Below are 25,032 nucleotides of genomic sequence, written 5' to 3' on the forward strand. Positions count from 1 at the left end.
CTTATTTCTCACTGTCTACTAAGCCACGCACAAACGCGCGCTGCATGGCTAAAACGATTACGACCGGGGGGATTAAGGTGAGCAGCATCGCCGCCATCACCTGGTTCCAGAGGGTGGTGCCTTCGCCGGTGGCGATCATGCCTTTGATACCTGCGACGGCGGTGCCGAGGCTGACGTCCTGGATAATCAGCAGCGGCCACAGGTACTGGTTCCAGCCGTAGATAAAGGTGATCACGAACAGCGCCGCGAGGTTAGTTTTGGACAGCGGCAGCACGATGTCGCGGAAAAAGCGCATCGGCGAGGCGCCGTCGATTCGCGCCGCTTCAATCAGCTCGTCCGGCAGGGTCATAAAGAACTGGCGGAACAGGAAAGTGGCGGTCGCCGAGGCCATCAGCGGCAGGGTTAAGCCCGCGTAGCTGTCCAGCATTTTGAGGTTGGCGATCACTTCCACCGTCGGGAAGATACGCACCTCCACCGGCAGCATCAGGGTGATGAAGATCATCCAGAAGAACAGGTTACGCAGCGGAAAACGGAACCAGACGATGGCGAAGGCCGAGAGCATCGACACGGTGATTTTGCCCACCGTAATGCCAAACGCCATGATGAAGCTGTTGAGCATCATCAGCCAGAACGGCGCGCTATTGGCACCCACGCCCTGGTTCCAGATGGTTTTCATGTTCTCGAAAAGATGCCCGCCTGGGATCAGCGTCATCGGCGTGTCGAACACCGCTTTGGTGTCCAGCGTGGCGGCGACAAAGGCCACGTACAGCGGGAACAGGATGACGATGATCCCTAAAATCAGCATGGTATGGCTGAAAATCGTCAGCCCGCGACGGTTCTCAATCATTGGTAGCGCACCTTACTTTCGACATAGCGGAACTGCACCACCGTGAGGAGGATAACGAGGAACATCAGCACCACCGACTGGGCGGCAGAGGCCGAAAGGTCCAGACCGGCAAAGCCCTCACGGTAGATTTTGTAGATAAGCGTGGTGGTGGCCTGCACCGGGCCGCCTGCTGTGGCGGCGTCGATTACCGGGAAGGTGTCGAAGAAGGCGTAGACCAGGTTGACCACCAGCAGGAAGAAACTCACCGGGGCGATCAGCGGCAGCGAAAGCGTAAAGAAGCGGCGAACCGGGCCAGCGCCGTCGATTGCCGCAGCCTCCACCAGCGAGCGCGGAATGGACTGTAGCGCGGCGAAGAAGAACAGGAAGTTGTAGCTGATCTGCTTCCACACCGAGGCGAAGACCACCAGGAACATCGCCTGACCGCTGTTCTGCGCGTGGTTCCAGTCATAACCGAACTCCGCCAGGAAGTGGGTAATCAGCCCGCGCCCGGGATTAAACAGGAAGATCCACAGCACGGCAGCCACGGCAGGCGCGACGGCGTAGGGGAGCAGCATCAAGGTTTGATACAGGCGACTGCCGCGCACTACGTAATCCACCAGCGCGGCGAAAAACAGCGAGGCGACCAGCCCGCTGACCGTGACCAGCGCGCTGAACTTCATCGTCGTCCAGAAAGAGTCGAGGTAATAGCTGTCGTGAAGCAGCGCGATAAAGTTGTCCAGCCCGACAAACTGGCTGGACAGCCCGAACGGGTCGACGCTTTGCACCGAGTACCACAGCGCTTCGCCCGCAGGCCAGATAAAGAAGATAACGGTGATGATCAGCTGCGGCGCGACCAGCAGATAGGGCAGCCAGCGGGAGCGGAACACCGGACGGGATGAGGACATAGGTTAGCTCAGCGTTAGGTGGCCCCTCACCCCGGCCCTCTCCCAAAGGGAGAGGGAGTATGAGTTCCCTCTCCCTTTGGGAGAGGGTTAGGGTGAGGGTAAAAGGATTAAGACTTCGTCGACTGCTCAAAGCGGCGCAGCAGCTGATTACCGCGCTCAACCGCGGAGTCCAGCGCCTGCTGTGGGGTTTTCTTCCCGGTCCACACGCTTTCCAGCTCTTCATCCACGATGGTACGGATCTGCGGCATGTTGCCCAGACGCAGGCCTTTGGTGAACGGCAACGGCGGCTTGTTCAGCATCTGGCGCGTCGCGATATCCGCGCCCGGGTTCTTGCTGTAGAAGCCCTGCTCGCGGGTCAGGTCATAGGCGGCTTTGGTGATCGGCAGGTAGCCGGTCTTCTGGTGCCATTCGGCGGCGTTTTCCGGCTTCGCCAGGAAGTCGAGGAACTCGGCGACGCCCTTGTAGGTGCCGTTGTCTTTGCCCTGCATCACCCACAGGCTCGCCCCGCCGATGATGGCGTTCTGCGGCGCGCCCTTCACGTCGGCGTCGTAAGGCATCATGCCCACGCCGTAGTTGAATTTGGCGTAGTGACGGATGTCCGCCAGCGAGCCGGAGGAGGCGGTGGTAATAGCGCAGTCGCCGTTGTAGAACTTCTCGGTGGATTCATCTTTACGGCCAAAGTAGCTGAAATCGCCCTTCTTGTTCAGATCGGCAAGCAGCGCGATGTGTTTCACCTGCTCCGGCTTGTTGAACTCCAGCACCGCGTCGGTGCCGTCGAAGCCGTTGTTTTTGGTGGCGACTGGCAGGCCGTGCCAGGCGCTGAAGTTTTCAATCTGGATCCAGCCCTGCCAGCCGCTGGCGTAGCCGCACTTCATCCCTGCGGCTTTCAGTTTCGCGGTGTACTCGGCGAGATCCTGCCAGGTTTTTGGCGGCTGCTCCGGGTCTAAACCGGCTTTCCTGAAGGCATCTTTGTTGTAGTACAGCACCGGGGTGGAGCTGTTAAACGGCTGCGACAGCAGGTGGCCGGTTTTGGAGTCGGTGTAGTAACCAGAAACCGTCGGCACAAAGCGGGATTCGTCAAAGTTAATGCCTGCGTCTTTGAACACTTCGTAGACCGGCTTAATCGCTTTGGAGGCCATCATGGTGGCGGTGCCCACTTCATACACCTGCAGCAGCGCCGGTGCGTTACCGGTGCGGAATGCCGCAATGCCCGCGCTCAGGCTCTGCTCGTAGTTGCCTTTGTACACCGGCACAATTTTGTAATCCGGATGGGTGTCGTTGAAACGCTGCGCCAGGGAGTCAACCTCTTTACCCAGCTCCCCTTCCATGGAATGCCAGAACGGAATGGTGGTGACGGCCATTGCGTTCGTCGCAAAAGCCAGTCCAATTGCCAGACCCAAAGCTGTGTGTCGTAACGATGTCATTGTCATCTCTCTTATTGTGCCGGATGCGCGATATCACGCGTTTTATGCTCGCGAGGTAACATGACATGCTCGAATGACAGAAAAATAACTTTTTGTTTACAGAAAGATGACAACAACGCGTCAGCGGGATGATGGTTGTGTGAAGGGGATCGGTGCGGTTTGATGCCCTCACCCCGGCCCTCTCCCACGGGGAGAGGGAGAAAACCGATCGGTTCCCTCTCCCTTGGGGGAGAGGGTTAGGGTGAGGGGAAAATGCGATTAACCGCCTAAATACGCACTCCGCACCGCTTCGTTCGCCAGCAGCGCGTCGCCGGTATCGGACAGCACTACGCGACCGTTCTCCAGCACGTAGCCACGGTCGGCGAGCTTCAGCGCCTGGTTGGCGTTCTGCTCGACGAGGAAGATGGTCATTCCCTCTTTGCGCAGCTGCTCGATGGTGTCGAAAATCTGCTGGATAATGATCGGCGCAAGGCCGAGCGAAGGTTCGTCAAGCAACAGCAAACGCGGCTGGCTCATCAGCGCGCGACCAATCGCCAGCATCTGCTGTTCACCGCCGGACATGGTGCCTGCACGCTGCACGCGGCGCTCCCACAGGCGCGGGAAGAGTTCGTATACCCATTTGATGCGGGACTGAAACTGGTCGCGGTGGGCGAAGAAACCGCCCATCGCCAGGTTCTCTTCCACCGTCATGCGCGAGAAGACGCGACGCCCTTCCGGGACAATCGCCACCGCTTCGCGCATGATTTTGGCGGTCTGCCAGTCGGTAATGTCTTTGCCGTCAAACACAATCCGCCCGCTGCTGGCGCGCGGGTCGCCGCACAGGGTGCCGAGCAGCGTGGTTTTACCCGCGCCGTTGGCCCCAATCAGGGTGACGATTTCGCCCTGATTAATGTGCAGGCTGACGTCGTGCAGCGCCTGGATCTTGCCGTAGTGCGCGTTGACCTTATCGAACGTTAACATCGCTTTTTCCATCTTATGCCTCACCCAGGTATGCACGGATCACGTCCGGGTTGTTGCGGATCTCTTCCGGCGTCCCGTTTGCCAGCGGCGTGCCCTGGTTTACCACGTAGATACGGTCAGAAATGCCCATCACCAGCTTCATATCGTGTTCGATAAGCAGGATGGTGGTGTCGTGACGATCGCGCAGCTCGGCGATCAGCTCGTCCAGCTCTTTGGTCTCTTTCGGGTTGAGGCCCGCCGCCGGTTCGTCGAGCATCAGGATTTCCGGCTGCGTCACCATGCAGCGCACAATCTCCAGACGACGCTGGTCGCCGTAGGCCAGGTTGCTGGCCTGACGGTTGGCGTGCTGCAGCAGGCCGATGCGGTCGAGCCAGGTGGCGGCGCGGTCCAGCGCTTCTTCCTGCGCGCGGCGGAAGGCCGGGGTTTTCAGCAGGCCGGAGAAGATGCCGGTTTTAAGCTGCTGATGTTGCGCCACCAGCAGGTTCTCAATCACCGTCATTTCGCGGAACAGGCGCACGTGCTGGAAGGTACGCACCACGCCCATGCGGGCAATCTGCTGGCCCGGCAGGCCTTCAAGGTGCTGGTCGCGCAGCATGATGGTGCCGCCCGTCGGCTTGTAGAAGCCCGTCAGGCAGTTAAAGACCGTGGTTTTCCCCGCACCGTTTGGGCCAATCAGGGAGACAATCTCTTTCTTGTGCAGGTCCAGTGATACGTTGTTGACCGCCAGCAGGCCGCCAAAACGCATCATCAGGCCGTTAACCGATAATAATGGCTGACTCATGGCTGCTCTCCTTTCACTTCCGCCTCTTTAAGCTTTAACTGCGGACGGGTCATCGGCAGCAGGCCCTGCGGACGCCAGATCATCATTAACACCATCAAACCACCCAGCATCAACATGCTGTATTCGTTAAAGTCGCGCATCAGCTCGCGGGAAACCACCAGCAGGATGGCCGCGAGGATAACGGCGAACTGCGAGCCCATCCCGCCAAGCACCACAATCGCCAGTACGAAGGCAGATTCGGCAAAGGTGAAGGATTCCGGGCTGACGAAGCCCTGGCGCGCGGCAAACAGCGTTCCGGCAAAGCCCGCAAACGCGGCGCTGATGGTGAACGCGGTCAGCTTGATGCGGGTCGGGTTCAGGCCCAGCGAGCGGCAGGCGATCTCATCTTCGCGCAGCGCTTCCCACGCACGGCCCAGCGGCATGCGCAGCAGACGGTTAATCACAAACAGGGTGATGACGACCAGCAGCAGCGCCACCAGATAGAGCCAAATCACACGGTCGGACGGATCGTACTTAATGCCAAAGAAGTTGCTGAAGGTGTCCCAGCCGCCTTCACGGGCGGTGCGGCTGAACTCCAGGCCGAAGAAGGTCGGTTTCGGGATCTGGCTAATGCCGTTCGGGCCGCCGGTCACTTCGGTGTTGTTGAGCAGCAGGATACGGACGATTTCACCGAAGCCTAAGGTCACAATCGCCAGATAGTCGCCGCGCAGGCGCAGGACCGGGAAGCCCAGCAGGAAGCCCGCAGCGGCAGAAACCAGCCCTGCCAGCGGCAGACAGGTCCAGAAGCCGAGGCCGTAATAGTGGTTCAGCAGCGCAAAGGTGTAAGCACCGATGGCGTAGAAGCCGCCGTAGCCGAGCACCAGCAGGCCGGACAGACCCACCACCACGTTCAGGCCGAGGCCTAAAATCACGTAGATCATGGTCAGGGTGGCGATATCCACCGTCCCGCGCGATACCACGAACGGCCACGCCACGGCGGCCACCAGCAGCGCCACGAGGAACAGCTTCTGTTTCACGGTGGAGCCATCAATCGCCGGCAGCACGAATTTTGGCCCCGAGACGTTTTTCAGCGTCTTCTGGAACAGCGGACGCAGCAGCTGGAACAGAAATACCACGGCGGTGCCGATAAACACCCACTGCCAGCGGATATCTGGCGCGGTGTCGACCACAAGCTTAGTGCCATCCAGCTCCAGCTGGACGCCCATAAACACGCCCGCCAGCACGAAGAACATGGCGGCAGAGAGCAGCGCCATCGCGAAATGCATCGGTTTCATACTTTCTCTACCTCCGGACGGCCCAGAATACCGGTAGGCATGACCAGCAGAACCAGAATCAGCAGGGCAAACGACACCACGTCTTTATATTCTGTACTCAGGTACGCCGAGGAGAGCGCTTCGGCTACGCCCAGGATCAGGCCGCCGATCATCGCGCCCGGGATACTGCCGATGCCGCCCAGTACCGCTGCGGTGAAGGCTTTCATCCCGGCCATAAAGCCGATGTAGGGGTTAATCACGCCGTAGAACTGGCCGAGCAGGACACCTGCCACCGCCGCCATCGCCGCGCCGATCACGAAGGTCAGGGCGATCACGCGGTCGGTGTTGATGCCGAGCAGGCTCGCCATCTTGAGGTCTTCCGCGCAGGCGCGGCAGGCGCGTCCCATGCGGGAGTAGCGGATGAACACGGTCAGAGCAAGCATCGCCAGGAAGGTGACGACCCAGATAACCAGCTGCATGGTGGTGATTGACGCCGAGAAGTTCTCGCTCGCCCCTACAATCCACTGGCCGTTAAACAGGCTTGGCAGCGCCACGTCGCGCGAGCCTTCGGTCAGGCTGACGTAGTTTTGCAGGAAGATAGACATACCAATTGCCGAGATCAGCGCAATCAGGCGCTTGGAGCTACGCACGGGCCGATAGGCTACACGCTCAATGCTCCAGCCGTAGGCGCTGGCGATAACAATCGCACCGACAAACCCGGCGGCGACCAGCAGCCAGCTGCTGTCGATACCCATCATCATCAGGGCGGCGATAATCATGAAGGAGACATAGCTGCCGATCATGTAGACCTCGCCATGGGCGAAGTTGATCATGCCGATAATGCCGTAAACCATGGTGTAGCCGATGGCGATCAGGGCGTAGGTGCTGCCCAGCGTGACGCCGTTAAACATCTGCTGTAAGAAATAGAGAAACTGCTCAGACATAACGTAACCTTTCTCAACCCGCCCGCATTGCGCGGGCGGTGGGATTATTATTTGGCTGCCGTGGAAGATCCGTCGGCGTGCCACTTGAAGACACCAAATTCAAATCCCTTCAGATCGCCTTTCTCATCCCAGTTCAGCGGCCCAATCACGGTGTTTGCCCCGTGTGCTTTTAAATCTTTAACCAGATCCAACGGCTCTTTGCTGCCGGTGCGATCCATTGCCGTTGCCAGCGACTGCACGGCGGCATAGGTGATCCACACGTATGGACCGCTCGGATCTTTCTTCTGCGCCTTGAGCGCGTCGACGATAGCCTTGTTAGCCGGGTCCTGGTCATAGCGTTTTGGCATCGTCACCAGCATGCCTTCCGCCGCGTCACCCGCGATGTTAGACAGCGAGGCATTGCCCACGCCTTCCGGGCCCATGAACTGGGTTTTCAGGCCGGTCGCACGCGCCTGGCGCAGCATCTGGCCCATTTCCGAGTAGTAGCCGCCGTAATAGACGAAATCGATATTTTCTTTCTGCAGACGGGCAATCAGCGCCGAGAAATCTTTCTCACCGGCGGTGATACCGTCGAAGAAGACGATATTCGCGCCGCCTTTTTTCAGGCCGTCCTGCACGGAACGCGCCAGGCCTTCGCCGTACTGCTGCTTGTCATGGATGATGGCAATACGCTGCGGCTTGACCGTGTCGAGGATGTATTTTGCCGCGGTCGGCCCCTGAGAGGAGTCCAGACCCGCAGTACGCATGATGTGCGCGTAACCGCGCTGGGTCAGCTCCGGGTTAGTCGCGCCAGGGGTAATCATCAAAATGCCTTCATCTTCATAGATGTCGGACGCCGGCTGGGTGGACGATGAGCACAGGTGACCAATCACGTACTGAATACCGTCGTTCACAATTTTGTTGGCGACCGCTACGGCCTGTTTGGGATCGCAGGCGTCGTCATACTCTACGCCGACCAGCTTGTCGCCCTTGATGCCGCCACTGGCGTTGATGTCTTTAATGGCCTGGCGCGCGCCGTTGAACTCCATATCGCCCCACTGGGCAACCGGACCGGACATCGCGCCGACCACGGCGACTTTAATATCTTCCGCCATCGCGCTTTGCGACATTGCCAGTGCAACCATTCCCGCGATTAATGCTTTCGCGTTCCTTTTCATCTGTGAATCCCCATTCGTGACGTGATGTTTATATTTTGTTTTATTATGGTTAAAAAGCATTCTGTACTTTTAATGAACAACGCTATTTTTACCAGTGCCTTTAATGGCTTAGCGCAGTTTTTTAGCAAAAACCAGACTAAAATCTCTATTTTTCAGGCGATTAAGCAAAGATAATATTCTGAAATCAGGCAGAGATAAACAAATAAAAGCGCGGTTTGCAGCATAAAATAACGGTACAAAGCGCCGAATAAATCACTACCTTTCAGGTTAAAATCCTGCTTATTTTTCGATCCATGCGTTTTCAGACTGGACATTGCGCAGCCAAAAAACTAATCACCTGGTTAATGGGGGAAAAAGAGAAAGCCTCGGGGCGGATAAATTGAGTACACTGCCCTTACTTTTTTTGATGTGGACAAGCAGCTAATGAAACTGACTATCGTTCGTCTGGTGACCTTTAGCGACCAGGATCATATCGACCTGGGCAAAATCTGGCCGGAATACTCCCCTTCTTCGCTGGACGTTGATGAGAATCACCGTATATACGCCGCGCGTTTTAACGAGCGTCTGCTGGCCGCCGTACGCGTAACGCTGAGCGGCACCCAGGGCGCGCTGGACTCTTTACGCGTGCGTGACGTCACCCGCCGTCGCGGCGTAGGGCAGTATTTGATTGAAGAGGTGATGCGCGATAACCCGAGCGTAGACGCATGGTGGATGGCCGACGTGGGCGTGGAAGACCGCGGCGTAATGGCGGCATTTATGCAGGCGTTAGGGTTTACGGCGCAGACGAACGGGTGGGAGAAGCGTTAAATTTGTGCGGGCTGGTGCCCTCACCCCGGCCCTCTCCCACGGGGAGAGGGAGAACACCGAACTATCCCCTCTCCCAAAGGGGAGGAAAAACACCGAACTATCCCCTCTCCCTGTGGGAGAGGGTTAGGGTGAGGGCATCAATCCGCACCCGTATTATTTAGCGTCGGTCGCCGTACCGTTGGCATGCCAGTCAAACACGCCGAACTCAAAGCCTTTCAGGTCGCCCTTCTCATCCCAGGACAGCGGTCCCATCACGGTTTCCACGGAGTTGGCTTTCAGCCAGGTGGCAATCTCCGCCGGATCGGCTGACTGGTTCAGGCCCGCCTGCAGAGACTGCAGCGCCGCGTAGGTGGTCCAGACGAACGCACCGCTTGGGTCCTGTTTCTTCGCCTTGATCGCATCCACAATCGGTTTGTTGGCAGGCACCTGGTCGTAGTTCTTCGGTTTGGTGACCAGCAAGCCTTCGGCAGATTCACCGGCAATGTTAGACAGTGACACGTTCGCCACGCCTTCCGGCCCCATAAACTGGGTTTTCAGACCCGCCGCGCGCGCCTGGCGCAGGATCTGGCCCATTTCCGGGTGGTAGCCACCGTAGTACACAAAGTCGATATTCTCTTTCTTCAGGCGCGCCACCAGCGTGGAGAAATCTTTTTCACCGGCGGTAATTCCGTCGAAGAACACCACGTCAGCCTTGGCTTTCTTCAGGTTATCCTGCACGGAACGCGCAAGACCTTCACCGTACTGCTGTTTGTCATGCACAATCGCGATGCGCTTTGGCTTCACTTTATCAACGATATATTTTGCCGCCGTTGGACCCTGATCGGAATCCAGGCCGGTGGTGCGCAGGATCAGCTTATAGCCGCGCGCGGTCAGCTCTGGTGCCGTCGCCGCCGGGGTAATCATCAGAATGCCTTCGTCTTCATAGATATCAGACGCTGGCTGAGTAGAAGAAGAACACAGGTGGCCGATAACATATTTGATGCCGTCGTTTACCACTTTGTTCGCCACCGCAACCGCTTGTTTCGGGTCACAGGCGTCATCATATTTTACGATCTGCAGTTTTTCGCCCTTGATACCGCCCTTAGCATTAATGTCTGCAACCGCCTGCTCTGCGCCCGTAAATTCCTGGTCGCCGTACTGGGCTACCGGGCCGGACATCGCGCCGACTACCGCGACTTTAATATCGGCCTGCGCCATGGCGCTGAATGCCAACGCCATACATCCTGCCAGTAATGCTTTACCCTTCATGTTCATCCTGAGAATCCCCATTATTATGGTTATTACGATTATTGTGATGTTGTTGTGTAGCGCTTTATTTCGTTTATAGGCGTACTGACCGCGCTTTTTCAGCATACTCTGCTAAAACATACCGCATTTTTATGATTTTGGAATAGCTAATTTGACATGTCACTGTGCTAAGCCCGGCAGCCTGTTGCGCCGGGCTTTTGGCTTTATCGTGTCAGCGAGGCGGAAATAATATCCAGCGCTTTACGGAACTGCGCTTCCGGGATGGTCAGCGGATAGAGGAAACGAATCACGTTGCCGTACACGCCGCAGTTCAGGAGCAGCAGCCCCTCCTGCAGGGCGCGATCCTGTACCTCGCGGGTGAATTCCGGCGACGGCTGCCCGGTCTGCGGATCGATAAATTCCACCGCCACCATCGATCCTTGCGCGCGGATATCGGCGATGTACGAACACCCGTCTTTCGCTTTATTCAGCACTTCAACCAGATGATGTCCCAGGTGCGCCGCCCGCGTGCAGAGATCTTCTTCGTCAATCACGTCCAGCACCGCATGCGCCGCCGCAATCGCCAGCGGGTTACCCGCATAGGTGCCGCCCAGGCCGCCTGGCGCGGGTGCGTCCATCACCTCTGCGCGGCCAGAGACCGCCGAGAGCGGCATGCCGCCCGCCAGGCTTTTCGCCATGGTGATCAGGTCCGGCTTCACGCAGTGGTTTTCCATTGAGAACAGTTTGCCGGTACGCGCAAAGCCGGTTTGCACCTCATCGGCAATCAGCAGAATGCCGTGGGTGTCGCACAGGGTGCGCAGAGCCTGCATAAAATCGGCGGGGGCAACGTTAAATCCGCCCTCCCCCTGCACAGGTTCAAGGATAATGGCGGCCACCTGGTCAGGGGCGATATCCGCTTTAAAGAGGCGTTCAACGCTTTTGATCGCCTCCTGGGAACTCACGCCGCGCAGGTGATCGGGAAACTGCGCGTGATAGACCGAGCCGGGGAACGGGCCGAAGCCGAGTTTGTAGGGGGCGACTTTGCCGGTCAGCGCCATGGTCATAAAGGTGCGGCCATGAAAAGCACCGCCAAAGGTAATCAGGCCGGGGCGACGGGTCCAGGCGCGCGCGATTTTGACGGCGTTCTCCACCGCTTCCGCTCCGGTAGAGAAGAAAGCGGTTTTGGCCGGGCCGTCAATCGGCACGCGGGCGTTGATGCGTTCAGCCAGAGCGACATAGCCTTCGTACGGCACAATCTGGTAGGCTGTATGGGTAAAGGCGTGGAGTTGTTTTTCGATAGCGGCGATAACGGCAGGATGGCGATGGCCGGTATTCAGCACCGCGATCCCGGCGGCAAAATCAATGTACTCATTGCCTTCGACGTCCCACACCGTGGCGTTTTCGGCTTTATCGGCATAGAAGTTACACATCACCCCAATGCCGCGCGGCGTGGCCTGCAAGCGCCGGTCATTCAGTTCTTTATTGTTCACCTTATCCCCCCGAAGATCGCATGTGTAGCGCATCAGTAAGTGTTTGCCAGGGGGTAAAATTTCGCCAGATCGGGCGTTAAAAAAACAAAACCCCCGGATTCTCATCCAGGGGCTTTTATCCTTCATATTTCAAGCCGCAGGTACGTTGGCTGCTCTCGTTCACCCGAATCACTTACTCATGTAAGCTCATCGGGATTCACTCATTTGCCGCCTTCCTGCAGCCTGAACTATTTCGGCTAAACGGGGACTTCGCAGAAATTACGCTTCGATAGCGGCGCGAAGTTTTTTCATGGCGTTCTTTTCAAGCTGACGTACACGTTCAGCGGACACGCCGTAGCGGTCGGCCAGTTCCTGCAGCGTGGACTTGTTGTCTTCGTCCAGCCAGCGGGCGCGGATAATGTCCTGGCTACGCTCGTCGAGACCTTCCATCGCAAAGCTCAGCTTGTTCGCGGCCTGATCTTCCCAGTTGTCCTCTTCGATGCCGTCAGCAAAGTTAGAGGTCTTATCCTGCAGATACAGAACCGGTGCCATCGGCTGGCTGTCAGAGGCGTCATCGTCGGAAGACATGTCAAACGTCATGTCCTGCGCGGCCATACGGGATTCCATCTCACGCACGTCTTTGCTGGATACGCCCAGTTCGCGCGCCACCATTTCCACTTCATCCTGATTGAACCAGCCCAGACGCTGCTTGGTTTTACGCAGGTTGAAGAACAGTTTGCGTTGCGCTTTCGTCGTGGCGACTTTCACAATACGCCAGTTACGCAGAACGTATTCGTGAATTTCAGCTTTGATCCAGTGCACGGCGAAGGAGACCAGTCGCACACCCACTTCCGGGTTAAAGCGACGTACAGCCTTCATCAGGCCGATGTTACCTTCCTGAATCAGATCCGCCTGCGGCAGGCCGTAGCCCGCATAATTACGAGCAACGTGAACAACAAAGCGCAGGTGAGACAGGATCAGCGTCTTAGCTGCTTCCAGATCGCCCTGGTAATGCAGCTTTTCAGCAAGCTCCTTTTCTTCCTCAGCCGTCAACATCGGCCAGGTGTTCGCAGCCCGGATGTAAGACTCCAGGTTACCAACAGGGGCTAAAGCTAAAGTTTGCATTTCTTTGGTCATTCATTCCTCTCAATTCAATTTCTTCTGGCTCAGGTTATCCCCATCAGGCAACAACCATGCCAAAGCATTTGAGCAACGAGAATAGCATTCACTCTTTTATCAGACAGTGATTTTATCCACAAGTTCCCAGTGCAACAGTGAATAAATTACGCACAAAATGTGACATGGAGATGATAAAGCGGGGAAGCGCAAACAGGGACGCTTTCCCTGCAGAGCGAACATCTCAGTGCAGGGAAAGATTATATCACGCTTTTATTAGTCGGGAGTAAAGTGACGTAAATGTTGCACCGTTGCCAGCCATGCGGCAATCCAGCCGATCATTGAGCAGACCAGCAGCAATAACAGACACTCGTCGAACCCTAAGCCACTGATATCAAACCTGGTGCCGAAAACCTGCGCCACGTCAGTAACGGCGGACGAGAGCCGCATCACCAAAATTTCTGACAATATCAGTGAAAGAAATGCGCCGGAAAAACCGAGCAACGCGCCGCCGTAAAGGAACGGACGCAGGATGAACCCATCCGTCGCACCAATCAGTTTCTGCACGTTGATGGTGTCGCGGCGGGCGAAGATGCTCAGACGCACGCTGTTACCAATGACGAGGAATACCGCCGCCACCATCAGTACGCCGATCATCGCCGAGACGCGCCCCACAAGCCCGGTCAGCGCGGCCAGACGCGCAAACCAGCTGTCGTCCATGCGCACTTCATCAATGCCGTTAATACGGGTGATGCGGTCGCGCAACGTGTTGAGCGAATCGGTGCCCTGGAAATCGAGCTTCGGGATCACCACTGCCACGGCGGGCAGCGGGTTCTCTTCCAGCATATCCAGCGCGCCGCCAAACCCGGACCAGTTACGGAACTCGCCCAGCGCCTCGTCGCGCGACAGATAGTTGACCTTCTCCACGCCCGGTTCGGCCTGGATCTGCCCAACTACCTGCGCCGCCGCGTTATCGTCGAGCGCTTTATCCAGATAGACGGTGATCTGCGGCGACGGATAATACTGTGACGCCGCCTGATTAACGTTTTTATAGACCATGTAGCAGACGCTCGGCAGCGTCAGGGAGATGGCAATCACCATCACCGTCAGGAACGTCGCCAGCGGTTTGCTTTTCAGGTCCTGCACTGCGCCGTGGAAAGCGTAACGCACCTGCTCGTTAAAGACGTTGGTCTTGCGGGAGTTCGGCTTCGGCGCGGCTTTTGCACGCTTTGGCGCATGACGATTACCGTCCCCACCGCCCTGCGGCTTGCGGAAGCGGTCAAACCGGTTCCCGAACTGCCGAATCTGGTTCATTGCATCACGCTTATTCACCGTGGCCTCCGTGCAAATGCCCGTCGCTCAGGGTCAACATGCGGTACGAACGGCGGGAGATCAGCCCGATATCGTGCGTCGCCATCAGTACCGTTACCCCCACGCGGTTAAACTCTTCGAACAGACGTAAAATCCCTTCGGACAGGGCATCGTCCAGGTTCCCGGTCGGTTCATCCGCCAGCAGCACCGCCGGTTTATTCACCACCGCACGGGCAATGCCCACGCGCTGCTGTTCACCGCCGGAAAGCTGGATCGGGAAGTTCTTCGCTTTGTCCAGCAGCCCGACCTTATCCAGCGCCGCAGAGACGCGGCGGCGGATATCGTCATAGCTGGCACCGGCAATAATCAGCGGGATAGCGACGTTGTCAAACACGGTGCGATCCATCAGCAGGTGGTGATCCTGAAAAATCATGCCGATCTGACGCCGCAGGAACGGCACCTCACGGTTTTTCAGGCGGCTGATGTCGTGGCCGCTGAAGAAGATTTTCCCGGCGCTGGGCCGTTCGATCCCACAGATAAGCTTGAGCAGGGTACTTTTCCCCGCGCCGGAATGGCCGGTCAGGAATGCCATCTCGCCCGGCTGCAGGTGAAATGTCACCCCCTGCAGCGCTTGTCTCCCACCGAGATAGGCCTTGCTGACGTGTTCAAAGCGAATCATTGTTAGTCCTCTCGGGCAAATAATGCCTCAATAAAGTCGTCCGCCTTAAACGGACGCAAATCCTCAATACGCTCGCCCACACCGATGTAACGGATAGGAATGCCGAACTGGTCGGCCACGGAGAAGATCACGCCGCCCTTGGCGGTACCGTCCAGTTTGGTCAGCGTGATGCCCGTCAGCCCTACCGCTTCATGGAACAGCTTCGCCTGGCTGACGGCGTTCTGCCCGGTGCTGGCGTCGATAGTCAGCATAATTTCATGCGGCGCATCTTCGTCCAGCTTCTTCATGACGCGAACGATTTTTTTCAGCTCTTCCATCAGGTGCGATTTGTTCTGCAAACGTCCGGCGGTATCGGCAATCAGGACATCCACGTTACGCGCCTTCGCCGCCTGAATGGCGTCAAAGATAACGGATGCGGAGTCCGCGCCGGTGTGCTGGGCAATCACCGGAATGTCGTTGCGCTGGCCCCAGACCTGCAGCTGCTCCACCGCTGCCGCACGGAAGGTATCACCCGCCGCCAGCATCACCGATTTGCCCTGCTGCTCGAACTGGCGCGCCAGCTTGCCAATGGTGGTGGTTTTACCCACACCGTTCACACCCACCATCAGAATAACAAATGGCGTTTTGCCTTCAATATTAAGCGGTTCGTCAACTTTTGCGAGGATTTCACCCATCTCATCTTTCAACAGACCGTACAGCGCTTCGGCATCGCGCAGCTGTTTGCGGCTCGCGCCCTCTGTCAGGTTGGTGATGATTTTGCGGGTGGTTTCCACGCCGACGTCGGCGATCAGCAGCTGTTCTTCCAGCTCTTCAAAGAGATCATCGTCGATCTTTTTGCCGCGGAACAGACTGATAAATCCGGAACCTAAGTTCTCTTTGGTTTTAAGCAGGCTGCGCTTCAGGCGTGCGAAGAAACCTTCTTTGGTCGGTTTTTCCTGCTCCTGAACGATCGCCTCTTCGGCCTGCGCTTGCTCTTCCACTGGCACGACGATAACCGCTTCTTCTGCGGCCTGTGCCGCCAGCGCCTGGGCTTCCAGCTCTTCGTCGGTGAGCTCAGGCTCAAGTGCCGCGTCCTCTTCCACCGCGTCGATGATGTCGACGGTTTCCGCTTCGGCCTGCCACTCTTCCGGTGAAATCTCTTCGGCTTTCACCTCTTCCGGCAACGGCAGCGCTTCGTGTTCAATGGCCGCCGCAGGCGTTTCGACAACCTCTGCAACCTCAACAACGTCTGCAACCTGTTCAATCACCACCGGTTCCGGCTTTTCACTCTCCTGAACCTGCTCAGTGACGTCGACGACCTCTTCAGCAAAGGATTCAATCTCTTCTTTGCTGTGTGCAGGCTGCTCCGCTTCAATGACCGCGGCGGTTTCTACAGGCGTTTCAGGCTGTGACGGCTCCTCAACCTGCTGTTGTTCTTCGGTTTTCTGTTCTGTCTCTTGCTCTTTTTCACCGAAGCCCAGCCAGGAAAAGAAGCCACGTTTTTTTTGTTTTGCCATCTGCGACTACACTCCTCGCGGCGCTATATACATGGAAGCTAAAAAAATGATGAAATAGTCTAACACTTTACTTAATTGACATCACCGCCCGCAATCGCAGGCGAATTGTTAACAGAGCTTTCCTGAAATGAAGAAACCCAACCGCGCCCCGGCCGGTCAAATTCGCATTATCGGCGGCCAGTGGCGAGGCCGGAAATTACCGGTGCCGGACAGCCCCGGTTTACGCCCCACGACGGACCGCGTACGCGAGACGTTATTTAACTGGCTTGCCCCGTCAATGGTAGACGCCCACTGCCTGGATTGCTTCGCCGGAAGCGGGGCGTTAGGGCTGGAAGCGCTGTCGCGTTATGCCGCCAGCGCCACCCTGCTGGAGATGGAGCGCAACGTGGCGCAGACGCTGCAGCAAAATCTGGCTACGCTAAAAGCAAAGAATGCGAAGGTGGTAAACACCAATACCCTGAGCTTCCTCGCGCAACAGGGCACGCCGCATAACGTGGTCTTCGTTGATCCGCCGTTCCGCAAAGGTCTGCTGGAAGAGACGTTATCCCTGCTGGAACAAAATGGCTGGCTGGCGGATGACGCGCTGATTTACGTCGAGAGCGAAGTGGAAAACGGTTTGCCTCCGGTGCCGGTTCACTGGGATCTGCACCGCGAAAAAGTGGCCGGTCAGGTCGCTTACCGTCTGTATCATCGTCAGGCACAAGGAGAATCCGATGCCGGTACTGATTAATCTGGGGCGCTTACTGATGCTGGGCGTCTGGGCGTTTTTGATCCTCAACCTGGTGCACCCTTTCCCGCGGCCAATGAATATCTTTGTTAACGTCGCGCTGATCTTCACCGCCTTCATGCACGCCCTGCAGATGGTGATGCTGAAAAACGGCCTGCCGAAAGATGGCCCGCAGATGACCGGCTGGCAGCAGCTGCGCGTGTTTATCTTTGGCGTGTTTGAACTGCTGGTGTGGATGAAGACGTTTAAGGCGCAGGCGAAGAAGTAAGGTGCGTTTAGTCGCCCGGTGGCGCTTCGCTTACCGGGCCTACGAAACCCCTGTAGGCCGGGCAAACGCAGTGCCGCCCGGCGTTACAGCTCTGGTTCAAACCCTTCAAACCGCGATCCTTTGTAGCTCAACACCCCTTTCTCCCCCACGGTCAGCTGATGATACTGCTGCGCTTCCAGGCGGAACGTCACCTCCAGCCCGCCGCTTTCCGGCCTGAAGCTCGCCTCATAGCGCATAAGGGTTCCGGCAGGCGTGACCTGCTGCTGGCGTGAACGTCGGTCGTTGATCGCTTTTTCGCGTTTATTGCTCACCACCATGCGTTTTTGCAGCAGCGGCGCGGCATCGTTATCGGCCTTTTCGCGGCGCTGCTGCACGAAGCGAAACGAGGCGGCAACGACGATAATAGCGACCACAATAATCAAAAACAGCGGCATCTTACTCACACTAATACTCCATCAGATAATGCGGAATTCAGGATACCTTGCCTTTCCCGGCATTGCCAAACGCCTCTGCGCGTCACTACACTGAATCAGAAACTGAGAATTCAGCCTTAACAGATACAGGGAGTTAATATGCTTTGGTCATTTATCGCCGTCTGTTTGTCCGCATGGCTCTTTGTCGATGCGTCGTACCGTGGCCCCGCCTGGCAGCGCTGGTTGTTTAAACCCGTCACGCTGCTGCTCCTGCTGCTGTTGGCCTGGCAGGCACCTATGTTTAACGCCATCAGCTATCTGGTGCTCGCCGGGCTGTGCGCCTCGTTGATTGGCGATGCCTTAACCCTGCTGCCGCGCCAGCGCCTGCTGTATGCCGTGGGGGCGTTCTTCCTGTCGCATCTGCTCTACACCATTTATTTTGCCAGCCAGATGACGCTCTCCTTCTTCTGGCCGCTGCCGCTGGTGCTGCTGGCAATTGGCGCGCTGCTGATCGCCGTGATCTGGACGCGCCTGGAAGAGATGCGTTTGCCGGTCTGCACCTTTATCGCCATGACGCTGGTGATGGTGTGGCTGGCGGGCGAGCTGTGGTTCTTCCGTCCGACGTCGCAGGCCATGTCCGCCTTCTTCGGCGCGGCCCTGCTGCTGCTCGGGAATATCGTCTGGCTGGGTAGCCACTATCGCCGCCGTTTCCGCGCGGATAACGCGATTGCTGCCGCCTGTTACTTTGCCGGGCACTTCCTGATTGTGCGGTCGCTGTACATCTAAATAACGCTTGACTCTGGAGTCGACTCCAGAGTGCATACTCCGGTTAATGAGAAAATTATCATTCGCCGGAGGCTGCTATGTCTGCTCCTGAATCGTCAAAAAAAGTTCCACAATTCTCTGCACTTAAGCTCAGCCCGGTACCGCCGAAGGACGACTGCTGCTGCGAGTCCGGGTGTGAGGCGCAAAACGACGCGCTGCCCGACACCGGCAGCCGCTACAGCTGGGTCGTTAACGGCATGGACTGCGCCGCCTGCGCGCGCAAGGTAGAAAACGCGGTTAAACAGGTGCCGGGCGTCAGCCACGTTCAGGTGCTGTTCGCCACCGAAAAGCTGCTGGTCAGCGCCGACCGCGACGTCAGCAAACAGGTTGAAACCGCCGTCAGCCAGGCAGGCTATTCCCTGCGCAGCGAATCCGCCCCGGTCGAAAAAACCTCTCTCCTGCGGGAAAACTTGCCGCTGTTAACGCTCGTCATCATGATGGCGGTGAGCTGGGGTCTGGAGCAGATCAACCATCCGTTTGGCAACCTGGCCTTTATCGCCACCACGCTCGTTGGGCTGTTCCCGATTGCCCGTCAGGCGCTGCGCCTGATGAAAAGCGGCAGCTGGTTCGCCATCGAAACGTTGATGAGCGTGGCGGCGATTGGCGCGCTGTTCATCGGCGCGACGGCGGAAGCGGCGATGGTGCTGCTGCTGTTCTTAATCGGCGAGCGCCTTGAAGGATGGGCCGCGAGCCGGGCACGCAAAGGGGTCAGCGCGCTGATGGCGCTCAAGCCCGAAACCGCCATTCGCGTGGTGAACGGCAGTCGTGAAACGGTGGCGATCGCTACCCTGCGTCCGGGCGACGTGATTGAAGTGGCGGCGGGCGGGCGTTTACCTGCCGATGCCGCGCTGCTTACCGCCACCGCAAGCTTTGACGAAAGCGCGCTGACCGGCGAGTCCATTCCGGTTGAGCGCGAAGCGGGTGAGAAAGTGCCTGCCGGTGCCACCAGCGTCGATCGTCTGGTGCAGTTGAACGTGCTCTCCGAACCGGGCGACAGCGCCATCGACCGCATTCTTAAGCTGATTGAAGAGGCCGAAGAGCGCCGCGCGCCGGTCGAACGCTTCATCGACCGTTTCAGCCGGATTTACACCCCTGCCATCATGCTGGTGGCCCTGCTGGTCACTGTCGTGCCGCCGCTGTTCTTTGGCGCGCCGTGGGAGGGCTGGATTTATAAAGGCCTGACGCTGCTGCTGATCGGCTGCCCGTGCGCGCTGGTGATCTCCACCCCGGCGGCGATCACCTCGGGGCTGGCAGCGGCGGCCCGTCGCGGGGCGCTGATTAAGGGCGGCGCGGCGCTGGAGCAGCTGAGCCAGGTGCAACACATCGCTTTTGATAAGACCGGCACGCTGACCGTCGGGAAGCCACAGGTTACCGGCCTGTACCCGCAGGATATGAGTGAAAACGCTCTCCTGACGCTGGCCGCCGCCGTCGAGCAAGGCTCCACCCACCCGCTGGCACAGGCAATCGTGCGCGAAGCGCAGTCTCGCGGGCTGACGGTTCCGCCGGCAACCGCGCAGCGCGCGCTGGCAGGCTCGGGTATTGAGGCCGAGGTAGAGGGCAAAAAAGTGCTGATCGTCGCGGCGGATAAATCCCCGGCGACCGGGTTAAGCCCGCAGATCCAGACGCTGGAACAGGCCGGGCAGACGGTTGTCGTCGTGGTGCTGGAGGGCGTGGTGAAAGGGATGCTCGCCCTGCGCGATACCCTGCGCGACGATGCAAAAGAGGCGGTTGCAGCCCTGCATACGCTGGGCGTGCAGGGTGTGATCCTGACCGGCGATAACCCGCGCGCGGCAGCGGCGATTGCCGGTGAGCTGGGCCTCGAATTTAAAGCCGGGTTACTGCCTGCGGATAAGGTGCGTGCCGTGACGGAATTAAACGCGCACGCCCCGCTGGCGATGGTCGGCGACGGAATTAACGATGCCCCGGCAATGAAAGCCTCGACCATCGGGATCGCCATGGGCAGCGGCACCGACGTGGCGCTGGAGACCGCCGACGCGGCGCTTACCCACAACCGCCTGACCGGGCTGGCGCAGATGATTGATCTCGCGCGGGCAACGCGGGCCAATATTCGCCAGAACATCGGCATTGCGCTGGGGCTGAAGGGGATATTTCTGGTGACCACGCTGCTCGGCATCACCGGGCTGTGGCTGGCGGTACTGGCGGATACCGGTGCGACGGTGCTGGTGACGGCGAACGCGCTGCGGTTATTACGTCGACAATAATATCGTTATCGAACCGTTAACCGGGTAAGGCATCACCGCTACCCGGTCATGGATTGGATTGGGGTGCGGCCTGATGCCCCACCCCAACCCTCTCCCACGGTGAAAGGGAGAAGAGCGGCGTCACTGCATCCCTAATACCCCCGGCAGCCACAGTGAAATTGCCGGGATGTACGTTACCATCCCCAGCACCACCAGCAGCATGCCGTAAAACGGCAGCATCGCCTTCACCACGGTTTCGATTCGCTGCTTGCTTACCGCACTCGCCACAAACAGCACCGACCCGACCGGCGGAGTAATCAGCCCGATCCCGAGGTTCACCATCATGATCATCCCGAAATGCACCGGGTCGATCCCCAGCGAATTGGTCACCGGCAGCAGCACCGGCGTCAGGATCAGGATAATCGGCGCCATGTCCATCAATGTGCCAATCAGCAGCAGCATGATGTTGAGGTACATCAGGATCACGTACTTGTTGTCAGAGAGCGAGGTGAAGAACTCGGTGATGCGCGTCGGCAGCTGCATGTAGGTCATCACCGCGCCAAACGCCGCGGCAAAGCCAATCAAAATCATGACGATAGTGACCGTTTTTACCGTGCGGCACATCAGCTTCGGCAGTTCGTTCCACTTGTAGTCGCGGTAGATAAACATGGTGACGAAGAACGCCCACAGACAGGCGACGGCGGCGGATTCCGTGGCGGTAAATATCCCGGACAATATCCCGCCGAGAATAATGACCACCGTCATCAGCCCCCACAGAGCATCAAGCATGATCTTCAGCGCCTGCATAAACGGGATTTTGTCCCCTTTCGGATAGCCGCGCTTGTGGGCGAAACATAAGCACAGCACCATCAGGCTGACGCCCAGCAGCAGCCCCGGCAGCACGCCCGCGATAAACAGCGTGGCGATGGAGACCGTGCCGCCCGCCGCCAGGGAGTAAATCACCGAGTTATGGCTGGGCGGGATCAAAATCGCCTGCACCGAGCCGCTGGCGGTGACGGCCGCCGCGTACTCCCGTGGATAGCCTTTCTTCTCCATCTCCGGGATCATCACGCTGCCGATGGAGGCCGTATCCGCTACCGACGAACCGGAAATGGCGCCGAAGAACGTCGAGGCCACGATATTCACCAGCGACAGCCCGCCGCGGATAAACCCGACAAACACGTAGGCAAAGTTGACCAGCCGCCGGGCGATGCCCCCTTCCGCCATGATCGCCCCGGCGAGGATAAAGAACGGGATCGCCAGCAGGGTAAACTTGTTCACCCCGCTGGTGATTTGGATCATCAGCGCTTCCAGCGGCAGATCAATCCACAGCGCGCCCGCCACGGCGCTAAGCCCGACGGCAAACGCCACCGGCATCCCCAGCGCCAGCAAAATGGCGAGGGTGAATAACAATACGAATGCATCCATGGTTCACCCCTTAACTGTGGTTGCCGATCAGCACGACGGGACGGTGTTCCTGCGAGCCAAACAGCAGGCGTTCAACGACAAACAGGATCAGAATGGCCGAGCCGACCGGCAGCGGCAGATAGCTTTCGCCGGAGGTCAGAAGCGGGAATTCCGCGACGGGCTGCTCCCAAAGCTCGACGCACAGCCAGTAGCTGTACCAGCACATGAGGCCGGAAATCAGCAGCATCAGCAGGTCCACCACCCGCGCGCACAGCCTTTGCAGTGCCGCGGGCAGCCGGTCAGTCAGCATGTTGACCGCGATATGCGATCCGGCGCGGTACCCTACCGCCGCGCCGATAAAGGTGAAGGTCACCATGCAGATAATGGCTATCGGCTCCGGCCAGGATTCGCCGCGGTTGAGCACGTAGCGCGAGAAGATGCCAATCGGGATCACGATCGTCATCACCAGCAGCGAGATACCCGCCACGGTCATGGCGAGCAGGTACAGACGGTCCATCCACTTCAGGTAGAGTTCGGACATACGCGCTCCGGGTTACTGGACGTCAGCGATGGCTTTCATCAGATCCTGATGCTTGTCGCCATACTGGGCGCGCACCGGCTCTGTGGCTTTGATAAACACCGTTTTGTCGATGTCGTGAAACGCCACGCCGCCCGCCTTCATTTTGTCCAGCGCCTGCTGGTTATAGGCGTTCCAGAGCTTGCGCTGCTCGAACTGCGCCTCACGGGCCAGGGTCAGGATTTTTTGCTGCTGGTCGGCATTGAGCTTGTCCCATTTCACCTTCGAGTAGAGCACCATTTCCGGGGTGATAAAGTGCCCGCTCAGGGTGTAGTTTTTCGCAATCGGCATGTAGTTATGGGCGATAAAGGTCGGCGGGTTGTTTTCCGCGCCGTCGATGACGCCGGTCTGCATACCGCTGTATACCTCGCTCACGCCCATGGCCACCGCGTTGGCCCCCATATCTTTCAGGGTCGCCAGCGCCACCGGGCTGCCCTGTACACGGATTTTTTTGCCGCTCAGATCTTCAGGTTTGACGATGGGCTCTTTGGTGATCAGGTTGCGGGTGCCGGAGTCCATCCAGCCAAGGAACACCAGTCGGGATTTGGGGTTTGCAGTGAGCTTGTCGCCGATTTGCTTGCCAATCTCCCCGTCGATCACCTTGTGCATATGATCTTCATCGCGAAAGATGTAGGGCAGCGTAAAAACTTCGATGTCTGGCAGGATGGCCGCAACGGGAGCCATAGAGACGCGGATCATATCGATCGCCCCCATTTGCGCCTGCTCAATCATCTGCTTTTCATCACCGAGCACGCCGCCGGGGAAGACCTTAATCTCCAGCTCGCCGTTGGTTTGTTGTTTGAGCTTTTCGCCCATGTGTTGCACAGCGACCACGTTCGGGTAGCCTTCGGGGTGAACGTCTGCGGCTTTGATGGTTTGCGCAAAAACCGGGCAGGCCATAACAGACAGACACAGCGCGGCCAGTAACGGCTTGAGGGTCGTTTTCATCGAGTCAGCTCCAGGGTAGTGAGGTAAGCGTTAAAACGGTGTTTTATTTTTAGACGCTTAAAAATTAGACTACGGCTGGAAAGGCGGAGGTGAAGCGCCTCACAAAAGCGCGAATTAATGAAACGACGGTTTAAAATAGTGCTCGCCCTCTCACTGTGCGAGAGGGCCGGGAGGGGTTATCCCTTACGAAGCAGATACCGATACGGCAGGGCCTGGGTTTCCTGCGCCACCAGTTCGTGCTCCATGAAGGTACAAAAACCGGGGATATCGCGGGTGGTGGCCGGGTCATCGGCGATGATCAGCAGCGTTTCGCCGGTCTGCATGTTGCGTACGGTTTTGCGCACCATCATGACAGGTTCCGGGCAGCGGAGGCCCTGGGCATCAAGGGTATGGTCTGGGCTGGCGAACAGGTCGGTCATAATCTTCTCAAGGCTAAAAAAACGGCTGTAGTTTACGCCCCGCTGCCCGCATTGCAAACAGGTTAACGATTGCGTGAAAATTAGCCATTGCAAAGTCCTGTCAAAGCAGTATGATGCGGCGGTTTTTATTGGGTTCCCTCACCCCAACGTTCAAAAAGGTCACAATATGACGCAGTTTTCTCAATCGCAGCGCGTAAAAGCGTTGTTCTGGCTTTCGCTTTTTCATCTGGTGGTGATCACCTCCAGCAACTATCTGGTGCAGCTCCCTATCTCCATTTTTGGTTTCCATACCACCTGGGGCGCGTTCAGCTTTCCGTTTATTTTCCTCGCCACCGATTTAACCGTGCGGATCTTTGGCGCACCGCTGGCACGCCGCATTATTTTCGCGGTTATGCTTCCGGCGTTGTTCATTTCGTACGTTATCTCCTCCCTGTTTTACATGGGAAGCTGGCAGGGCGTTGAGGCGCTGACGCACTTCAACCTGTTTGTCGCGCGTATCGCCGCCGCCAGCTTTATGGCCTACGCCCTGGGGCAGATCCTCGACGTGCACGTCTTTAACCGCTTGCGTCAGAACCACCGCTGGTGGATGGCCCCTACCGCGTCGACGCTGTTCGGTAACGTCAGCGACACGCTGGCCTTCTTCTTCATCGCCTTCTGGCGCAGCCCGGACGCGTTCATGGCCGCGCACTGGATGGAGATCGCCCTGGTGGACTACTGCTTTAAAGTGCTGATCAGCATTGCGTTCTTCCTGCCGATGTACGGCGTGCTGTTGAATATGCTGTTGAAAAGGCTGGCAGATAAATCTGAAATCTCTGCATTGCAGGCAGGTTAAGGGTTCGCTTTATCAGTTGTGATAAGATGGACGAATGAGCCGCTATGGCCGTTTATCGAA

At 57.9% G+C, this 25,032-nt stretch carries 25 protein-coding genes; 6 read left to right on the plus strand and 19 right to left on the minus strand.

All coding sequences use genetic code 11. The features are described from left to right. Position 1: 1 nt before the first annotated feature. The 8 genes from ugpE to livK form a co-directional block, all read right to left on the minus strand. On the minus strand, positions 2 to 847 hold the full coding sequence (gene ugpE, locus QLG21_RS04670; protein WP_282483964.1) for a sn-glycerol-3-phosphate ABC transporter permease UgpE: 846 nt from the start codon (positions 845 to 847) through the stop codon (positions 2 to 4). Next, positions 844 to 1,731: a sn-glycerol-3-phosphate ABC transporter permease UgpA gene (gene ugpA, locus QLG21_RS04675; RefSeq protein ID WP_282483965.1), complete on the minus strand. Its 888-nt coding sequence runs from the start codon at positions 1,729 to 1,731 to the stop codon at positions 844 to 846. Before ugpA ends, ugpE begins: the two co-directional genes overlap by 4 nt. Before the next feature lie 107 nt (positions 1,732 to 1,838). Next, positions 1,839 to 3,155, minus strand: a complete 1,317-nt coding sequence (ugpB, locus tag QLG21_RS04680; protein WP_042321653.1) for a sn-glycerol-3-phosphate ABC transporter substrate-binding protein UgpB — start codon at positions 3,153 to 3,155, stop codon at positions 1,839 to 1,841. Positions 3,156 to 3,413: 258 nt separating this feature from the next. Continuing rightward, complete coding sequence (gene livF / locus QLG21_RS04685) at positions 3,414 to 4,127, minus strand: high-affinity branched-chain amino acid ABC transporter ATP-binding protein LivF (protein WP_137903862.1); 714 nt, start codon at positions 4,125 to 4,127, stop codon at positions 3,414 to 3,416. A gap of 1 nt (position 4,128) precedes the next feature. Further along, positions 4,129 to 4,896 (minus strand): high-affinity branched-chain amino acid ABC transporter ATP-binding protein LivG, encoded by a 768-nt coding sequence (gene livG / locus QLG21_RS04690; protein ID WP_006177933.1) that lies wholly within the window; start codon positions 4,894 to 4,896, stop codon positions 4,129 to 4,131. After that, a complete protein-coding gene (locus QLG21_RS04695) occupies positions 4,893 to 6,170 on the minus strand; it encodes a high-affinity branched-chain amino acid ABC transporter permease LivM (RefSeq protein ID WP_006177934.1) in 1,278 nt (425 codons plus the stop codon). Before QLG21_RS04695 ends, livG begins: the two co-directional genes overlap by 4 nt. Continuing rightward, positions 6,167 to 7,093, minus strand: a complete 927-nt coding sequence (gene livH / locus QLG21_RS04700; RefSeq protein WP_006177935.1) for a high-affinity branched-chain amino acid ABC transporter permease LivH — start codon at positions 7,091 to 7,093, stop codon at positions 6,167 to 6,169. Before livH ends, QLG21_RS04695 begins: the two co-directional genes overlap by 4 nt. A gap of 47 nt (positions 7,094 to 7,140) precedes the next feature. Continuing rightward, positions 7,141 to 8,250, minus strand: a complete 1,110-nt coding sequence (gene livK / locus QLG21_RS04705) for a high-affinity branched-chain amino acid ABC transporter substrate-binding protein LivK (protein ID WP_282483966.1) — start codon at positions 8,248 to 8,250, stop codon at positions 7,141 to 7,143. Between the two features lie 423 nt (positions 8,251 to 8,673). On the opposite strand from livK, the gene panM reads away from it, so the two are divergent. Beyond that, a complete protein-coding gene (gene panM / locus QLG21_RS04710; protein WP_058609763.1) occupies positions 8,674 to 9,057 on the plus strand; it encodes an aspartate 1-decarboxylase autocleavage activator PanM in 384 nt (127 codons plus the stop codon). Positions 9,058 to 9,210: 153 nt separating this feature from the next. On the opposite strand, the gene livJ is transcribed toward panM, so the two are convergent. From livJ to ftsY, 6 genes are all read right to left on the minus strand, one after another. After that, on the minus strand, positions 9,211 to 10,311 hold the full coding sequence (livJ, locus tag QLG21_RS04715; RefSeq protein ID WP_081047609.1) for a branched chain amino acid ABC transporter substrate-binding protein LivJ: 1,101 nt from the start codon (positions 10,309 to 10,311) through the stop codon (positions 9,211 to 9,213). Between the two features lie 197 nt (positions 10,312 to 10,508). After that, positions 10,509 to 11,774, minus strand: a complete 1,266-nt coding sequence (locus QLG21_RS04720) for a 4-aminobutyrate--2-oxoglutarate transaminase (RefSeq protein WP_282483967.1) — start codon at positions 11,772 to 11,774, stop codon at positions 10,509 to 10,511. A gap of 258 nt (positions 11,775 to 12,032) precedes the next feature. Further along, complete coding sequence (rpoH, locus tag QLG21_RS04725; protein WP_006177943.1) at positions 12,033 to 12,890, minus strand: RNA polymerase sigma factor RpoH; 858 nt, start codon at positions 12,888 to 12,890, stop codon at positions 12,033 to 12,035. A gap of 255 nt (positions 12,891 to 13,145) precedes the next feature. Continuing rightward, positions 13,146 to 14,201: a permease-like cell division protein FtsX gene (gene ftsX / locus QLG21_RS04730; protein ID WP_101738431.1), complete on the minus strand. Its 1,056-nt coding sequence runs from the start codon at positions 14,199 to 14,201 to the stop codon at positions 13,146 to 13,148. Beyond that, positions 14,194 to 14,859: a cell division ATP-binding protein FtsE gene (gene ftsE / locus QLG21_RS04735; RefSeq protein ID WP_006177946.1), complete on the minus strand. Its 666-nt coding sequence runs from the start codon at positions 14,857 to 14,859 to the stop codon at positions 14,194 to 14,196. Before ftsE ends, ftsX begins: the two co-directional genes overlap by 8 nt. A 2-nt stretch (positions 14,860 to 14,861) precedes the next feature. After that, complete coding sequence (gene ftsY / locus QLG21_RS04740) at positions 14,862 to 16,355, minus strand: signal recognition particle-docking protein FtsY (RefSeq protein WP_101738432.1); 1,494 nt, start codon at positions 16,353 to 16,355, stop codon at positions 14,862 to 14,864. A gap of 127 nt (positions 16,356 to 16,482) precedes the next feature. Between ftsY and rsmD the strand changes: the two genes are divergently transcribed. Next, positions 16,483 to 17,085: a 16S rRNA (guanine(966)-N(2))-methyltransferase gene (gene rsmD, locus QLG21_RS04745; protein ID WP_006177948.1), complete on the plus strand. Its 603-nt coding sequence runs from the start codon at positions 16,483 to 16,485 to the stop codon at positions 17,083 to 17,085. After that, positions 17,069 to 17,350: a DUF1145 family protein gene (locus QLG21_RS04750; RefSeq protein ID WP_006177949.1), complete on the plus strand. Its 282-nt coding sequence runs from the start codon at positions 17,069 to 17,071 to the stop codon at positions 17,348 to 17,350. The genes rsmD and QLG21_RS04750 overlap by 17 nt, the downstream gene beginning before the upstream one ends. 83 nt (positions 17,351 to 17,433) lie before the next feature. Here QLG21_RS04750 and QLG21_RS04755 read toward each other — a convergent pair whose 3' ends face one another. Continuing rightward, positions 17,434 to 17,793 carry a DUF2500 domain-containing protein gene (locus QLG21_RS04755; protein ID WP_282483968.1) on the minus strand — a complete coding sequence of 120 codons (360 nt, stop codon included), beginning with the start codon at positions 17,791 to 17,793 and terminating at the stop codon, positions 17,434 to 17,436. A 129-nt stretch (positions 17,794 to 17,922) separates the two neighbouring features. Here QLG21_RS04755 and QLG21_RS04760 point away from each other — a divergent pair, with 129 nt between their 5' ends. Together QLG21_RS04760 and zntA are read left to right on the plus strand one after the other, a co-directional pair. Further along, positions 17,923 to 18,549 carry a lysoplasmalogenase gene (locus QLG21_RS04760; RefSeq protein ID WP_006177951.1) on the plus strand — a complete coding sequence of 209 codons (627 nt, stop codon included), beginning with the start codon at positions 17,923 to 17,925 and terminating at the stop codon, positions 18,547 to 18,549. A gap of 77 nt (positions 18,550 to 18,626) precedes the next feature. Continuing rightward, complete coding sequence (gene zntA, locus QLG21_RS04765; protein WP_282483969.1) at positions 18,627 to 20,810, plus strand: Zn(II)/Cd(II)/Pb(II) translocating P-type ATPase ZntA; 2,184 nt, start codon at positions 18,627 to 18,629, stop codon at positions 20,808 to 20,810. A gap of 120 nt (positions 20,811 to 20,930) precedes the next feature. Here the strand turns inward: zntA and QLG21_RS04770 are convergent, their stop codons facing one another. The 4 genes from QLG21_RS04770 to tusA all read right to left on the minus strand — a co-directional run bounded on the left by QLG21_RS04770 (position 20,931) and on the right by tusA (position 24,140). Next, entirely contained in the window at positions 20,931 to 22,217 is a 1,287-nt protein-coding gene (locus QLG21_RS04770; RefSeq protein ID WP_282483970.1) for a TRAP transporter large permease, read from the minus strand. A gap of 10 nt (positions 22,218 to 22,227) precedes the next feature. Continuing rightward, a complete protein-coding gene (locus QLG21_RS04775) occupies positions 22,228 to 22,737 on the minus strand; it encodes a TRAP transporter small permease (protein ID WP_088209245.1) in 510 nt (169 codons plus the stop codon). 12 nt (positions 22,738 to 22,749) lie between these two features. Beyond that, positions 22,750 to 23,721: a TRAP transporter substrate-binding protein gene (locus tag QLG21_RS04780; RefSeq protein ID WP_282483971.1), complete on the minus strand. Its 972-nt coding sequence runs from the start codon at positions 23,719 to 23,721 to the stop codon at positions 22,750 to 22,752. A 176-nt stretch (positions 23,722 to 23,897) separates the two neighbouring features. Then, positions 23,898 to 24,140 carry a sulfurtransferase TusA gene (tusA, locus tag QLG21_RS04785; RefSeq protein ID WP_042321664.1) on the minus strand — a complete coding sequence of 81 codons (243 nt, stop codon included), beginning with the start codon at positions 24,138 to 24,140 and terminating at the stop codon, positions 23,898 to 23,900. Positions 24,141 to 24,306: 166 nt separating this feature from the next. Between tusA and QLG21_RS04790 the strand changes: the two genes are divergently transcribed. Beyond that, positions 24,307 to 24,972, plus strand: a complete 666-nt coding sequence (locus QLG21_RS04790) for a 7-cyano-7-deazaguanine/7-aminomethyl-7-deazaguanine transporter (RefSeq protein ID WP_282483972.1) — start codon at positions 24,307 to 24,309, stop codon at positions 24,970 to 24,972. Positions 24,973 to 25,032 lie beyond the last annotated feature (60 nt).

The sequence above is a fragment of the Enterobacter sp. V87_3 genome (genome assembly GCF_029967835.1).
Taxonomy (GTDB): Bacteria; Pseudomonadota; Gammaproteobacteria; order Enterobacterales; family Enterobacteriaceae; genus Enterobacter; species Enterobacter cancerogenus.

What these genes read in the sequence shown, in the direction of transcription:
- ugpE (WP_282483964.1), bottom strand. Translation starts at nt 847, where the DNA reads ATGATTGAGAACCGTCGCGGGCTGACGATTTTCAGCCATACCATGCTG.
- ugpA (WP_282483965.1), bottom strand. Translation starts at nt 1,731, where the DNA reads ATGTCCTCATCCCGTCCGGTGTTCCGCTCCCGCTGGCTGCCCTATCTG.
- ugpB (WP_042321653.1), bottom strand. Translation starts at nt 3,155, where the DNA reads ATGACATCGTTACGACACACAGCTTTGGGTCTGGCAATTGGACTGGCT.
- livF (WP_137903862.1), bottom strand. Translation starts at nt 4,127, where the DNA reads ATGGAAAAAGCGATGTTAACGTTCGATAAGGTCAACGCGCACTACGGC.
- livG (WP_006177933.1), bottom strand. Translation starts at nt 4,896, where the DNA reads ATGAGTCAGCCATTATTATCGGTTAACGGCCTGATGATGCGTTTTGGC.
- QLG21_RS04695 (WP_006177934.1), bottom strand. Translation starts at nt 6,170, where the DNA reads ATGAAACCGATGCATTTCGCGATGGCGCTGCTCTCTGCCGCCATGTTC.
- livH (WP_006177935.1), bottom strand. Translation starts at nt 7,093, where the DNA reads ATGTCTGAGCAGTTTCTCTATTTCTTACAGCAGATGTTTAACGGCGTC.
- livK (WP_282483966.1), bottom strand. Translation starts at nt 8,250, where the DNA reads ATGAAAAGGAACGCGAAAGCATTAATCGCGGGAATGGTTGCACTGGCA.
- panM (WP_058609763.1), top strand. Translation starts at nt 8,674, where the DNA reads ATGAAACTGACTATCGTTCGTCTGGTGACCTTTAGCGACCAGGATCAT.
- livJ (WP_081047609.1), bottom strand. Translation starts at nt 10,311, where the DNA reads ATGAACATGAAGGGTAAAGCATTACTGGCAGGATGTATGGCGTTGGCA.
- rpoH (WP_006177943.1), bottom strand. Translation starts at nt 12,890, where the DNA reads ATGACCAAAGAAATGCAAACTTTAGCTTTAGCCCCTGTTGGTAACCTG.
- ftsE (WP_006177946.1), bottom strand. Translation starts at nt 14,859, where the DNA reads ATGATTCGCTTTGAACACGTCAGCAAGGCCTATCTCGGTGGGAGACAA.
- ftsY (WP_101738432.1), bottom strand. Translation starts at nt 16,355, where the DNA reads ATGGCAAAACAAAAAAAACGTGGCTTCTTTTCCTGGCTGGGCTTCGGT.
- rsmD (WP_006177948.1), top strand. Translation starts at nt 16,483, where the DNA reads ATGAAGAAACCCAACCGCGCCCCGGCCGGTCAAATTCGCATTATCGGC.
- QLG21_RS04750 (WP_006177949.1), top strand. Translation starts at nt 17,069, where the DNA reads ATGCCGGTACTGATTAATCTGGGGCGCTTACTGATGCTGGGCGTCTGG.
- QLG21_RS04760 (WP_006177951.1), top strand. Translation starts at nt 17,923, where the DNA reads ATGCTTTGGTCATTTATCGCCGTCTGTTTGTCCGCATGGCTCTTTGTC.
- zntA (WP_282483969.1), top strand. Translation starts at nt 18,627, where the DNA reads ATGTCTGCTCCTGAATCGTCAAAAAAAGTTCCACAATTCTCTGCACTT.
- QLG21_RS04770 (WP_282483970.1), bottom strand. Translation starts at nt 22,217, where the DNA reads ATGGATGCATTCGTATTGTTATTCACCCTCGCCATTTTGCTGGCGCTG.
- QLG21_RS04775 (WP_088209245.1), bottom strand. Translation starts at nt 22,737, where the DNA reads ATGTCCGAACTCTACCTGAAGTGGATGGACCGTCTGTACCTGCTCGCC.
- QLG21_RS04780 (WP_282483971.1), bottom strand. Translation starts at nt 23,721, where the DNA reads ATGAAAACGACCCTCAAGCCGTTACTGGCCGCGCTGTGTCTGTCTGTT.
- tusA (WP_042321664.1), bottom strand. Translation starts at nt 24,140, where the DNA reads ATGACCGACCTGTTCGCCAGCCCAGACCATACCCTTGATGCCCAGGGC.
- QLG21_RS04790 (WP_282483972.1), top strand. Translation starts at nt 24,307, where the DNA reads ATGACGCAGTTTTCTCAATCGCAGCGCGTAAAAGCGTTGTTCTGGCTT.